At 33.3% G+C, this 14,289-nt stretch carries 13 protein-coding genes and 1 riboswitch; of the genes, 1 reads left to right on the top strand and 12 read right to left on the bottom strand.

Annotated elements, in window-relative coordinates; translation table 11 throughout:
* Window positions 1-179: 179 nt before the first annotated feature.
* Complete coding sequence (gene carB / locus VKY47_RS11435; protein WP_324312939.1) at window positions 180-3,032, top strand: carbamoyl-phosphate synthase large subunit; 2,853 nt, start codon at window positions 180-182, stop codon at window positions 3,030-3,032.
* 56 nt (window positions 3,033-3,088) lie between these two features.
* On the opposite strand, the gene VKY47_RS11430 is transcribed toward carB, so the two are convergent.
* The 12 genes from VKY47_RS11430 to VKY47_RS11375 all read right to left on the bottom strand — a co-directional run bounded on the left by VKY47_RS11430 (window position 3,089) and on the right by VKY47_RS11375 (window position 13,846).
* Window positions 3,089-3,793, bottom strand: a complete 705-nt coding sequence (locus tag VKY47_RS11430; RefSeq protein WP_324312937.1) for a DUF3307 domain-containing protein — start codon at window positions 3,791-3,793, stop codon at window positions 3,089-3,091.
* Window positions 3,790-4,404, bottom strand: a complete 615-nt coding sequence (locus VKY47_RS11425) for a transcriptional regulator (protein ID WP_324312935.1) — start codon at window positions 4,402-4,404, stop codon at window positions 3,790-3,792. Before VKY47_RS11425 ends, VKY47_RS11430 begins: the two co-directional genes overlap by 4 nt.
* Before the next feature lie 185 nt (window positions 4,405-4,589).
* Entirely contained in the window at window positions 4,590-5,135 is a 546-nt protein-coding gene (locus VKY47_RS11420) for an acyl-CoA thioesterase (RefSeq protein WP_324312933.1), read from the bottom strand.
* Window positions 5,136-5,504, bottom strand: coding sequence for a 6-phosphogluconate dehydrogenase (locus VKY47_RS11415; protein ID WP_324312932.1), 369 nt, complete (start codon window positions 5,502-5,504; stop codon window positions 5,136-5,138). It abuts the gene before it with no gap.
* A 12-nt stretch (window positions 5,505-5,516) separates the two neighbouring features.
* Entirely contained in the window at window positions 5,517-6,848 is a 1,332-nt protein-coding gene (locus tag VKY47_RS11410) for a DNA recombination protein RmuC (protein ID WP_324312930.1), read from the bottom strand.
* 86 nt (window positions 6,849-6,934) lie between these two features.
* On the bottom strand, window positions 6,935-7,864 hold the full coding sequence (locus tag VKY47_RS11405; RefSeq protein ID WP_324312929.1) for a hypothetical protein: 930 nt from the start codon (window positions 7,862-7,864) through the stop codon (window positions 6,935-6,937).
* A gap of 8 nt (window positions 7,865-7,872) precedes the next feature.
* Complete coding sequence (locus tag VKY47_RS11400; protein ID WP_324312927.1) at window positions 7,873-8,832, bottom strand: DUF6175 family protein; 960 nt, start codon at window positions 8,830-8,832, stop codon at window positions 7,873-7,875.
* A gap of 13 nt (window positions 8,833-8,845) precedes the next feature.
* Window positions 8,846-9,373, bottom strand: coding sequence for a hypothetical protein (locus VKY47_RS11395; protein WP_324312926.1), 528 nt, complete (start codon window positions 9,371-9,373; stop codon window positions 8,846-8,848).
* A gap of 10 nt (window positions 9,374-9,383) precedes the next feature.
* A complete protein-coding gene (locus tag VKY47_RS11390) occupies window positions 9,384-10,604 on the bottom strand; it encodes a hypothetical protein (protein ID WP_324312924.1) in 1,221 nt (406 codons plus the stop codon).
* 261 nt (window positions 10,605-10,865) lie between these two features.
* Window positions 10,866-11,660, bottom strand: coding sequence for an ABC transporter ATP-binding protein (locus VKY47_RS11385; RefSeq protein WP_324312923.1), 795 nt, complete (start codon window positions 11,658-11,660; stop codon window positions 10,866-10,868).
* Window positions 11,661-11,674: 14 nt separating this feature from the next.
* A complete protein-coding gene (locus VKY47_RS11380; RefSeq protein ID WP_324312922.1) occupies window positions 11,675-12,703 on the bottom strand; it encodes a FecCD family ABC transporter permease in 1,029 nt (342 codons plus the stop codon).
* The gene (locus VKY47_RS11375) at window positions 12,704-13,846 is read right to left on the bottom strand and encodes an ABC transporter substrate-binding protein (protein WP_324312920.1); all 1,143 of its coding nucleotides are present in this window, start codon (window positions 13,844-13,846) and stop codon (window positions 12,704-12,706) included. It lies immediately after the preceding gene.
* A gap of 212 nt (window positions 13,847-14,058) precedes the next feature.
* Window positions 14,059-14,289: riboswitch (cobalamin riboswitch) on the top strand. This riboswitch is flagged as partial in the annotation.

Below are 14,289 nucleotides of genomic sequence, written 5' to 3'. Positions count from 1 at the left end.
TAGCTCGTAGAAGAGCTAAAGGAAGAAAGAAAATATCTGTGTCTTCTGATCCAAGTCATAAAAGATAATGATTAACAATTGTTAATATATAAAAGGTGTTACTTTACGGTAACGCCTTTTTTTATATCTACTATTCAGTATGTTTGCAAACACTATAAAAACAATACATTACCAAGAAAATGCCTAAAAATCCAAACCTTAAGTCTGTCTTAATTATTGGATCTGGACCGATAGTTATTGGTCAAGCTTGCGAATTCGATTACTCGGGAACACAAGCTTTAAGATCTTTAAGAGAAGATGGAATTGAAACTGTTTTAATCAACTCCAACCCAGCAACAATCATGACAGATCCTTCTATGGCAGATCATGTATACTTGTTGCCTTTAAATACAAAATCCTTAGTTAAAATATTAAAGGAACATCCTCAAATTGATGCAGTTCTACCTACAATGGGAGGACAAACAGCTTTAAATTTATGTATTGAAGCAGATGAAAAAGGAATTTGGGAAGATTTTAATGTAAAGATTATTGGTGTAGATATTGACGCTATTAATATTACAGAAGACAGAGAGAAGTTTAGAGAGTTAATGCTTAAAATTGGTGTGCCAATGGCACCTCAAGCTACTGCAACCTCTTATTTAAAAGGAAAAGAAATTGCACAAGAATTTGGTTTTCCCTTAGTCATTAGAGCTTCTTTTACACTTGGTGGAGCAGGAGCTTCTATTGTTTATAAAGAAGAAGACTTTGATGAATTACTAACTCGCGGATTGGAAATCTCTCCAATTCATGAAGTTATGATCGATAAAGCACTAATTGGCTGGAAGGAATTTGAGCTAGAATTACTTCGCGATGCTAATGATAATGTGGTGATTATTTGTTCTATAGAAAATATGGATCCGATGGGTATCCATACTGGAGATTCTATTACAGTGGCTCCAGCTATGACTTTAAGTGATAAAACTTACCAAAGAATGCGTGATATGGCTATCCATATGATGCGTAGTATTGGGGATTTTGCTGGTGGTTGTAATGTACAGTTTGCCGTAAGTCCAGACGATGAAGAAAATATTATAGCCATTGAAATTAACCCAAGAGTATCTCGTTCTTCGGCTTTGGCATCTAAAGCTACAGGTTATCCTATTGCTAAAATAGCTGCTAAATTGGCTATTGGTTATCATTTAGATGAATTGCAAAACCAGATTACAAAGTCTACGTCTGCTTTATTTGAGCCAACATTGGACTATGTTATTGTTAAGATTCCACGTTGGAATTTTGATAAATTTGAAGGAAGTGATCGAACCTTAGGACTTCAAATGAAATCTGTTGGAGAGGTTATGGGAATTGGACGTTCGTTTCAAGAAGCGCTTCATAAAGCCACACAATCTTTAGAGATTAAACGAAATGGGCTAGGAGCAGATGGAAAAGGATATAAAGATTATGATCAAATAATTAGCAAGTTAACTCATGTTAGTTGGGATCGTGTATTTGTGATTTACGATGCCATTCAAATGGGAATTCCTTTGAGTAGAATTCACGAAATTACAAAAATAGATATGTGGTTCTTAAAACAATATGAAGAACTATATCATCTTGAAAAAGAAATCTCAAAGTATAGTATTGACACATTAGAACGCGATTTATTACTTGAAGCCAAACAAAAAGGTTATGGCGACAGACAAATTGCCCACATGTTAAACTGCTTAGAAAGTCAGGTTTATAAAAAACGTGAAGAATTAGGTGTTAATCGTGTGTATAAATTGGTCGACACTTGTGCGGCAGAATTTAAAGCCCAAACGCCTTATTATTATTCCACCTTCGAAAATGAAATGGAAACGGCAGATGGAACACGCTATTCAGATAACGAAAGTGTTGTTTCAGACAAGAAAAAAATTATTGTTCTAGGTTCTGGCCCAAATAGAATTGGACAAGGTATAGAATTTGATTATTGTTGTGTTCATGGGGTTTTGGCTGCAGCAGAATGTGGTTATGAAACCATCATGATCAACTGTAACCCAGAAACGGTTTCTACCGATTTTGATACAGCAGATAAGTTGTATTTTGAACCTGTTTTTTGGGAACATATTTACGATATCATCAAACACGAAAAGCCTGAGGGGGTTATTGTGCAACTAGGTGGACAAACAGCTTTAAAGCTTGCTGAAAAACTAGATAGATATGGGATTAAGATAATTGGAACCACTTATCAATCTTTAGATTTGGCCGAAGATAGAGGTCTGTTTTCTAACTTACTTAAAGAAAACAACATTCCTTATCCTGAATTTGATATAGCAACAACGGCAGATGAAGCTGCTGCAATTGCCGACGTTTTAGACTTCCCTATTTTAGTTCGACCATCTTATGTGTTAGGAGGTCAAGGCATGAAAATTGTCATTAATAAACAAGAATTGGAAGAGCATGTTGTCGATTTGTTAAGACAAATGCCTGGAAACCAACTATTGTTAGATCGTTATTTAGACGGAGCTATTGAAGCTGAAGCAGATGCTATTTGCGACGGAGAAAATGTATATATTATTGGAATTATGGAGCATATAGAACCTTGTGGAATTCACTCGGGCGATAGTAATGCAACCTTACCTCCTTTTAATATTGGAGAATTTGTCATGCAACAAATTAAAGACCATACCAAGAAAATTGCTTTAGCTTTAAATACGGTAGGTTTAATAAATATCCAATTTGCTATAAAAGATGATGTTGTTTACATCATTGAAGCCAATCCAAGAGCTTCTAGAACAGTACCATTTATTTCTAAAGCTTATGGAGAACCTTATGTAAACTATGCAACCAAAGTGATGCTAGGAGAGAAAAAGGTGACCGACTTCAACTTCAATCCACAATTAAAAGGATTTGCTATCAAACAACCTGTTTTCTCTTTTGATAAGTTTCATAATGTTAATAAGCAATTAGGTCCGGAAATGAAAAGTACTGGAGAAAGTATCCTTTTTATAGATAGTTTAAAAGACGACGAATTTTACAATTTATACGCAAGACGTAAAATGTATTTAAGTAAATAAGTAACTTATTCTTTATAAATTTTAAAACCATCAGAATATTTCTGGTGGTTTTTTATTTATATCAAATAAAGGTAAAGTAGTCCTGTAAGGATAGCTATTCCAAAGCTTATAAGCGTTCCTATTAAAATGTATTCGGTTAGTTTTCGTTGTTTGCCTTCTTTTAAATCGCCAAACCTAAATACCGATTTGGCTGTTATTAAAAATCCAACGGCTTCCCAATGATCTGAAATGATGAATATAAACACCAACAAACGTTCCAGCATTCCAATATATCTACCTGCATCCTCGAGAGATTCATTACCACTTGTTAGTTTTTCTATGTTCCACTTACTAAAAATAGTCATCATGATAATTGAAACTGGCTGGCTTAGAAAAAGCACACAAGTAATAAGTAATAAATTAGTTTCAGTGAAAACAGTTGAGAGTTTAAAGTTATTATCTGTAAACACGAAATAAGTAATAAAAATCATAATAATATGAAGCAATTGGTCTAGAAAGAACCACAAGCGTTTTGTTGTTTTCTTCTGAAATTTGAGTTTTAAAACGTCTATTATAAAATGTGATATGGTAATAGTTAGGATAATTGGCCAAAGTGACATATCCCAAAGCAAAAAAATTAATAAGACAAAATGGACAGCAATATGAATATAAAGAGTAGGAGATTTTAATTTCTTCTTCCTTTTTTGTTTGACGGATTTTTTAGTTTGAAATACAAAATCACCAATAAGATGCGCCAAAAAAAGTTTGATTAAAAGTATCATAATTCCTGAATTATTTTTTGTTGATACATACTATTCAATTCTAAAATCTCCTCCAAATTAGCTCGCTTTTGTCTTCTGCTAATCGCATTTTGATTGATGCTTAAGAGTTTGCCTAATTCTTCTTGAATGGCGTTCGGGTTTTCTAAGCTTAACTTTACAATTTCAGCCGAATTTACGGTCCAACGATCCATGCTCAATAAGGCTAGTCTAAAATATAGATTCAACTCTTTGTTTAATTGTGTATTGGATGTTTTTATTTTAAGGTTCTGTTTTTCCTTTTTAAGGGTTTCTAAGGTTTCTCCAGAATTTTGAAAGGCTTCTCCTTGAGATTCAGTAATGTGTTTGCCTGTATAGGTTTTGGTCCCAATGCCTATGGCAAGCCTAACATCCAAATCTTTAATGGTTTTTATACAAGCTTTAAGGTAAATAGCTGCTTCAAAACTTTGCTTAACATCCTTTATTTCTATTTGAAAACTATCTCCTCTGTAAATTTCCCATAAGGAGTTGTCTGCTTCTATGGTTGTCAAAGCTTTTTTTAATGTTTGTAACCATAGTTCTGGGTTGCTTATATTTCGAGATTTTATTATGTCTCCCGTTATTACACTTGTCATATTTAGTTTAATCGGTATTTATTTATATCACCTTATTAATGCGTAATATAAATTATCACGTTATTAAGTAATAATACATGATATCACGTTATTAAGTGATAATAAAGGTAAACTATTTTATGGAATATGAAAATAAATTCTGATTAAAATGTTAATTCACTCTGATAATCAGTTAAATAAAAGGATTATAGTTCCACTTTAACCTTGTATGGTTCTAAGATATGAAGATAATCTTCTGCTGAAAAGGACTTGTGGTTTAGCTCCTTGTGTCTGGTGTTTTTTGTTTTAATAAGTTCAATGGCTTTTAAAAAACGTCTAATTTCAACAGAATTATTTAAAATTAAACCTGGAACAACTACAGATTTATTGGCTTCATTTTTTGCAACCATAGTAAAATAGGAAGAATTACAATGTTTGATTTTTCCTGTAATGATATTTTCCGAAATCACTCGAATTCCAACAACCATAGACGTGTTTCCAACGTAGTTTATAGACGCTTTCATGGTAATTAACTCACCAATTTCTATGGGATTTAGAAAATCTACCGTGTCTACTGAAGCAGTCACACAATAAGCTTCCGAATGTTTTGAAGCACATGCAAAAGCAATTTGATCCATTAAGTTAAGAATGTAGCCTCCATGAATTTTTCCATTAAAATTGGAGTGGGAGGGTTTCATTAATTCGGAAATAGAAATTCGGGATTGTGATGCTGGTTTATAGGTCTCTCTCATTTAAAATCGTCTGTTATTGCGTTCTGTATCTTCTTCAACTTTGGTTATAAAAAACTTTGTGTCTCCCAACCAAAATATGTTGTTATAGCGTTCAAAATAATGAAGTTTCACATATTTTCCTTGAAAATCCTTTAAATTTTGAATCACTTCTTTTTCTTTGTCTTGTACTGAAAATTTGAATAACTGGCCTTCGGAAACTCCTTGACTTATTTCTCCTTCCCAAGTTTTTATAACCACACCTTTGCTGCTAAATTGTACTAATTCGCCTGCTCGGACTCCTTTGCTATAGGTTCCAAAATAAATAAAAAAAGCATAGCCTACAAGAACCAGAATAAATACGATTAAAAATTTAATTAGAAATTTTTTCATAAGGTGTTAGTTTTATTCTTCATCATCATTTTGAATTTGAGCGCGTTTTATAATGGCTTCGGGAAGTGCTTTTTTTGCTTTGGCTCCCATTTTTTTTAGTTTTTCAACACGTCCAATAATATTTCCTTTGCCTTCAACGAGTTTGTTCATGGCTGCCGAATAATCTGTTTTAGCTGCATCTATTTTTTTGCCAACACCAGTTAAGTCAATGACTAAGCCTTCAAATTTATCATAAAGAGCACCAGCTTGTTTAGCAATTTCTAATGCATTGCGTTGTTGCTTTTCATTATTCCACATGGAATCGATAGTACGTAAGGTAGCTAATAATGTGGTAGGCGTAACAATAACGATGTTTTTTTCAAAAGCCCTATTGTATAACGAATTATCTTCATTTATGGCTACGGCAAAAGCAGGTTCAATTGGAATAAACATCAATACAAAATCGGGAGATTCCATATCATATAAATCCTCATATTTCTTATCTGAAAGTTGATCTACGTGTTTTTTAATAGAATTCACGTGGGCTTTTAACCATAATGGCCTATCGTCATCTTCCGCATTTACCAAGCGTTCATAATCGGTTAAAGATACTTTGCTATCAATAATCATACGTTTATTATCAGGCAAATGTAGCACCACATCTGGAAGGACACGACTGCCATCCTCTCGAGTGAAATGTTGCTGTACAAAATACTCACGATCTTTTTCTAAGCCAGATTTCTCTAGAACACGTTCCAACACCAATTCTCCCCAATTTCCTTGCATTTTACTATCGCCTTTTAAAGCTCTAGTAAGATTTGTGGCCTCTTTGGTCATTTGCTGATTTAAGTCTTTTAAACCTAATAGCTGCTCCTTTAGAGATGAGTGCATACTGATGCTTTCCTTTTGGGTATCTTCGACTTTCTTTTCAAATAGTTGAATTTTTTCTTGTAAAGGATGTAATATTTGTTTGATGTTTTCTTTATTCTGAAGGGTGAATTTTTCACTCTTTTCATCTAGTATTTTGGTTGCCAATAATTCAAAATCCTTACGCAGTTGCTCTTGTTGAAGTACAATTTCTTCATCGCGTTTTAAAAGCTGTTTCTCCAAATTTTTATATTCAGTATTGCGTCTGGTTAATTCAGAATTTAAAAGGTATTTCTCATTGCGAATCTCATTGCGTTCATCTTCAATTTTGGAGACATTCTCTTTCAAATCAATTATGGTATTGTTTAATTGATTTTGTCGTTCTTCAAGCGTACTTTTTTCACCTTTACTTTTTAATTTGGAAAAGGTCATACCAAGATAAGCACCAATGCCACCAGAAAGTAATATGGATAGAATGAGAATAAGGTTGTCGTTCATGAATTGAAAATAAATTTATTTAAAAGTAAAGATAAAAAAAAAGCGCTCTTAATAGAGCGCTTTTGAAATGAGTTATAAATAATGTTTTAATACCAACCACGAATATTATACACTGTATTTGGTTGATTATTTCCATAGGCTATACCAACTTGTCTTGCTGCTTCTATGGCAGATTTACGCAAATCTACTTCATGTAATTGCAGTTTCCAGGTTCTGTCTTGTAAATCTTCAACGCGTGCTTCAATTTTGCTGAATAGTTTTTTTACATCTCCAAAACATGCTGATCTAGGATTAATGGAGGCCAAAATAGCTCCAGCTTCGTTTGCAGCATAAATATCTTGATTTGCAGCCCAAATAGCCTGAGCAACACCGTATTTTGTTAAGCACTCTTTATCGATGGCCTTTTTAAATAATCCTTCAATTTTATCTTTAACTTGATCGTAGCATTCACTAGAAGTAGGTACGCTAACCAAAAGAAATAAGGCTTCGTCATAATTATCTACCCGTTGTAGAGCTTCAGATTCCTTAATAATTTGATTACAATTTGTGTTATAGTAATCAATTATTTTTGCTTTTCCGTTTGCGACAAAATCTTGTACTTTTTTATTATTTGGCTTTAATTGCTTAATTGCTTGCATATAAGCTTTTGTTTCGTTGGTGCCTACGCCTTTAAGCTGAAACGATTCACTTGAAAATAAATTTCCGGCAACACCATCTCCCATATAGAGGGTCATTTCTAGGTTAAGCGCTACTTTTGCGGGAGCTGTACCAACTACATCTTTGCTCATGACCGTTATGTTTGGCGTAATGATAAATCTGGAGTTTCTAACATCATCACTAATTCCATTACTAGTAATAATCTGTCCAAGTTTATTGTTAAGCATGGCGTGCGCACTAGACGGAATACCTTCAATTTGGCTTGGAATATAAGCTCCTAAAGAGATGTCGTAATTATTGTCTTGAGCAACAATTATGGTTGCTACAAAACAAGATATTAAGGTTATAATTTTTCTCATAATATTGTTTATTTTCCTCCTAAGATTATTGTTGCTCGTCCTAATCCTTTCATAACAAGTTTGTTTGGTATGTTGTATGGAGAGTTTTTCAAGTAATCGCTTAATTCTTTAACAAATCTTCTGGCATCGATTGCTCGGCCTTTATCATTAAAAAGTGGCATTCTAACTTGTTCAAATAAAGCCATGGTTTCGGTCATGTCGGTTGTGCTGAAACGCCCTTTTACAGCATTCTCTTCCAACCAATTTTCTATAATGAAACCTAATTCCTCACCATCATTTCCATATTCAGTTTCTAAGTCGCCGTTCCAATCGTCCCAAGTTTGAACTCTAACAATAATTTCTCTACCGTTTTCAAACATGTCGTCAAAATGCATTTGTAAGGTTTCGGTAAATCCATCCATATGAGCCAATACGGCTTCAGATAACAAAACGGAAGTTTCAGCAGAGAATGAAGGGTCTCCAGTTCCAACAGCCGTTGCTATTTGTTTGTCGGTATAAGCATCTAGACCTTGAAGGTTATATGAGATAGATTTTTTAGGTCCCGTTTTATTTACGGTCCAGGTAAGTTGTATGATAATATCGGCCTTAGCAGTTTTTTTTAAGGCATCTATGGGACTTTCATTAACTTCGCTCCCAGAATCTTTAGATGTTCTCATATTATCTTCGGCAGAATTCGACTCTAAGGTTTTGATGGCAGATTCCATGTTTTTTAATGGAAATCCACGTTCAGACATCAATCCGTTAATTTGGCTGATAACTTGAAGTACTTCGGCATTTTCCTGAAAAGCTCTTTTGTAATCTGGAATCTTTACTGTGGTTCCTTGATCGTTATAGCTTAACATATATCCGTTTTGGTTGCACCAAACATCGCTAGGAACCACCATTAATGTTGGTTTTTTGGCTTGTGAGTATCCTAATGAAATAACAAAACAGATAAGCCCTAATGTGATAAAAATATTTTTTTTCATAATTTAATTTGATTTAAAATCCAGCATTTAAAGCTCTTACTATTCCTTCTTTTTCAAGGCGTTTTCTCAATTGATCTACTTGAACAGTTACAATAACTCCAATTTTATATTCTCGTTTACTTACTTTTAAACGATCTCCTGCTGCTATATTTCCATCGGTGGCTTGAGATACATATTTTAGATAATCGCCTCCATCTTCAAAAAAGGCATCAAAAAAGGCTTCGTGCTCCATAGCTACTTCTACATCTGGAACTAATGCACTAAATGAGGTACAGCCTTGGCTACCACCTGCGTATCCTTTAAAAATAATTCCATGAACGGCATTTTTCATGCCTCGTGAAATCGCGTGTTTTGGATTTTTTGAATAGGAAGATACTTTTACAAGTTTGGCACCTTTTTTAGCAACTCCCTCACACTCTAGATCGTATCTGAAAATTTTGGAATCTTCATTGGCTTTGTTTTTCTTCCACTGTGCATTGGCATTAAAGCTAAAGCCTATCATGCATGCAAATAAAAAATAATGTTTAAATTTTAGTTTCATGATTTTTAATTTAATTGATTTGTTTAATTAGCATTCCTGGGTAATATTTGTTTTTCGACCCTTTAAAGGTTGTATATTCTAATTCTGTTTCGGTTTCTTCTGTTGCCATAAAGCGGTTATCCCAAATAAGGTCTTTTTCGGCTCTTATAATTCCTATTTGTTTGTATTCTGTTTTTCCTTCTTTGTTTATAATTTGTTCTAAAACACCATATTTGTCTCCTTTTTCAACACCTTCCTTAAGGCCAATTTTTGCAGCAATAGGATCGCCACTCAACAAAGGAGTTTTTGTTCTAAATACCTCGTAAGTTCTTTGAAGTTTTGCTATTACCGCATCCGATGCTTTTATGGTTGCAGTGGCTATTAATTCTTCATCGGTTTGTTTTGTGTATTTGGTACTTTGTAAATCTGCCCAAGCGCTTTCCATTCCTATGTACTCTAATGAAAAAATGTCTGTTTCGTCAAAAGCTTTCACACGTTCAGGGTCTAAATCGGCGTCTTCATTCCATAGATCGTTGTAGAAAATGGATGCAATTTCTTCATTCCAAACAAGTTTATATAAATAAGAGTCGGTTTTAATAACATAGCCTTTTCCTAAAACATCCACACCTTCTGAAGTTGTATTAGCAATTAGGCTCACGTCTTTATTACCTGCTTCGGCAGCAGCACTGGATACGGCAGCTAAAATACTATTGGTTTTTTTTGCAACTTCCTCTTTATTGGTATATTTAAAATTGTTAATTACCACGAAAGTGTTGTTTATAAGCTCTTCTCCTGCATCGGCGATCATTGCATTTCCACGTTCTGTTTGATTTGCAATTTTAACATCTAAATCCGAAGCATTATAATAGCCTCTTTCTGAAATAAGCTCCATATTAAAGCCGCCTTTTTCACTTCTATTAAACCATTTTGCAATCATGGATTTTGCAATATCGTTTGTGTTTAAAAAATCTGTGATAGCTTGTTTTTGAAGAGAGTTCACTTCTTTTTTTGATAAGGTATTATCAATTGTTTTTGGAATAATGCGTCCTTTTACAATATGTGAATTAAATTTTTCGGGTAGTGGATAATTAATGAATGAATTTTGGATAACTTCAGCATGTCCTTCGTTTTCATCAGAAACCATCAAGGTATATAAGGAGCTTCTTCTATAAATTAAATCGTTAGTTTCTGATTGAGAGAACACCGAAAGTGAATAACAAGAAATAAAAGTTAAGAGTAATAGTTTTTTCATGAAATATAAGATTTGGTTATTGTATAGATTAGTTAGATCCATATAGATTAATTACTAACTATATGTTTTTTAGAATTAAAGGTTAACATTAGATGGAATATTAAATCAGTTTTTAAAATGACAATTAATTTAATTTGAGGGATTAAACATACTTAAATTTCTTACAAGTATAGTAATAATTGAAATTATTTCCTGAAAAATAGATGAATAGGCCGAAGTGTATGAATCTAATTTAAGACAGTTTCTTAAAATTAGTAATAGTTATTTTTTGATCTTGAAATTTCCGGTTTGCTCATCGAAAATAATTAAATCTTTAGGAAAAAGTGAATTAAAGACCCCTTTTGAAATCAGGTTACAAGGTTGGTCCGTAATCACTTCTTTTGGTGTCATAACAATCATCTTATCACAAAGTTGAATGGCCAAATCTATTTCGTGTGAAGAAAACAGGATGGTTTTGCCCGTATCTTTTACCAAATTCTGGAGTAGTTTTAAAATATAGGCTTTGTGGTACATGTCCAAATGTGTAGTTGGCTCATCTAAAATAATCAGGTCCGTATCTTGTGCCAAGGCTCTTGCAATTAGAACTTTTTGAAGTTGTCCATCGCTTAACTCATAACATTTTTTGTGCTTTAAAGTTTCAATGTTGGTTAAGCTTAAAGCTTGAATAACCTTATTTATATCTTCAGGTGATAAGGTTCCTACCCAATTGGTATAAGGATGTCTTCCTAAGGCCACCAATTCGAAAACAGATAAGTTTTTTGATGCAATTGGTTCTGTTAAAACCAGACTCATGGTTTTTGCTAGGTCTTCGGAACTGTAATCTGAGAGCAATTTCTCATTTATAAAAATCTGACCATTTAAACTGTTTTGAACGTTTGTTAAGGTTCGTAACAGGGTAGATTTTCCAATACCGTTAGCTCCAACCAAACCAACAAGCTCCCCTTTTTGAAGTTTAATTTGGATGTTTAATGCAATTACAGATTCTTCCTTTTTGGTTTTGTAACCAATTTTAAGATTCTCGGTTCTTAAGACGCTATGTTCGTTTTGCTCAGACACTAATTTTTTCTCTTTTAAAATATCATTTTACGTTTTCTAACCAACAACCAAATAACTACTGGCGCTCCAATTAACGAGGTAATAGCATTTATTGGTAAGGTATAATCACTTGCCGGAACTTGCGCAATACTATCGCAAATTAGCATGATTATGGCCCCAAACAAAAACACAGCTGGTAATAATATTTTATGGTTGGAGGTGTTAAAAACCTGTCTGGTTATATGCGGAATAGCCAAACCTATAAAGGCTATGGGTCCGGCAAAAGCAGTAATGGTTCCAGCCAATAAACTAGTTGCAATTATAATAATAAAGCGACTTTGTTTGATGTTTAGGCCTAAGCTTTTCGCATAATTTTCACCTAATAACAACGTGTTTAAGCCCTTTATGGAAATAGCACTTAAAAAAATTCCCAAACAATAAATGGTAAAAAAGATAAAAAGTTCACTCCAAGATAGATTCCCTAGACTACCAAAACCCCAAAAAATGTATTGTTGTAATTGCTCGGCAGAACTAAAATAGGAGAGGACACTAACAACTGCTGCGGTAATACTTCCAAACATGAGCCCGATAATAAGTATGGCCATGGTATCCTTTACTTTGGAAGAAACCATCAAAACGGCAAGAAGCACTAAAAAACTTCCTAAGCTGGCAGCAATAACAATACTCCATTTAGACGCTAATATGGAAGCGAAAACACCTCCAAAAATTCCAGTTCCCAATATAACCAAAGCAACGCCTAGACTTGCTCCAGAACTAATTCCTAGTACAAATGGACCAGCTAATGGGTTTCTGAAAAGTGTTTGCATTAATAAACCTGAAATTCCTAGTCCAGAACCAACCAAGATGGCAGTCATGGCTTTTGGCAATCTGTAATCGTGAATAATATATTGCCAATTTTCATTTTCGATAGTTCCCAAGAAACTTTTAAAGATTTCTTTGTTTGGAATGGAAACAGAGCCCAAACTAATATTTACGAAAAAGCATATAATCAATAAGAAGATTAAAGCAATGAATGAAAAGGTATATGTATTGGTTTTTGGCAACTATTCTAAAGATTTAAAAAAATAAGGTGTATAGTTTTCTAGCAGTTCTGGATGACAGATTTTAATAATATCTTTTAACACCAAATCTGGTCGTGCGATGCCTAATTCGTAGTACAAAACGCCTCCAGTTGATCCTTTTGTATTAGCAATAGTGTACATGTTTTTATTTTTAAAGGCATCGAATTTTGTGTAATGTGGATTGGCTTTTTCTAAAGCCTCGTAAGATGTGTAAAAGGATGGATTTATCCAAAATTGAGCATTTTTAGCTTTATCAAGAACTACTTCAAAGTTCAAGGATAAACTTCCAGAACCTTCTGTTTCACTCCATAAATAATTTACATTGGCGTCTTTCAAAATTTGAGCTTCTGTACTTGTGCCATTAGGTAGATACCAAATGTCCTTATGCATGGCTCCACTTAAAACGGTCGGTTTGTTTTTAGCATTTAAGGCTAAGGATTTTGCTTCTAAATAGCTGTTTTCAATAGATTTAAAAATGGAATCTGCTTCTTTTTCTTTATTGTAAAGCACACCAAAAAACTTAATCCATTCGGCTTTTGCTAAAGGGGAATGTTCTACCCAATCGCCATTATAAATTACTGGAATACCAGCTTTTTTTATGTTATCAAAGGTTTTGTTGTTGTTATCCATTCCAAATCCAATCACTAATTCTGGTCTAATTTCCAATAAAACCTCAGTGTTGATGCCTTCGTTTTTTCCTAAGTCCCTAACATGGCCACTATCTATTCTACTTCTTGTTAATTCTGAAGAAATATAATCTGTTTCTGGAAATCCAACAAGTGTGTTCCCAACTTTCAAAAGTTCTAATGAAGGAATATGTGTGGTTGAAGTCACTACCATTTTTTGAATAGGAATAGTAATTACACCATCAAAATCCGCATTGTTTAATGTAATTTTTGACGCTATATCTTTATTTACTAAAGCATATTTAAATGTTTTTTCAGCTTTGGGCCAAGGACTATTTATAGTTAATAAGGTATGATTTTCGAAATGCGTAATTTCAAATCCTTTGGCATAAGATAAATTTATTGGAGTTCCATCTAATTGAGCTATAGGAGTATTTTCCTTATTCTTACAATTAAAGAGAAAAACAAAGAGACAAATAAAAAAATATCTAAAAATCATAATTTAAGTAACATTTGTAACTGTCCAATTATATTGAGGGTTCTAGTTTTGTAAAAAACCAAAGCCATGAGAGACGGTTCAAATTTAACAATATATATAGTAGCAGGAATCATAATATGTCATTTTTTAGTTGGCTTCATTTATCTCATCTATAAACTCAATAAGAAAAAATAACTTTTAAGAGTTATGGAGTTAATCATTTAAATTAATCTATTTTTGCAGAGAAATTTGGTTCGACTTATTTAGTCGATTAAATGGGAATCAAGTGCAACGATTTACGATTGTTGATTTTAGATTTACGATTTTTGAAGCTTTTTCAAATTCGTAATTTGTCCGTCGTAATTCATTAATTCTTGAACTGTTCCCGCAACTGTAAGCTACAAAGCTTCATGTAAAACTTCAATGTCACTGGATATATCTGGGAAGACCTACATGAGGACGCA

It is taken from the genome of Xanthomarina sp., assembly GCF_035306705.1.
Lineage (GTDB): Bacteria > Bacteroidota > Bacteroidia > Flavobacteriales > Flavobacteriaceae > Xanthomarina.
This window is presented reverse-complemented; position numbering and strand designations above follow the sequence as displayed.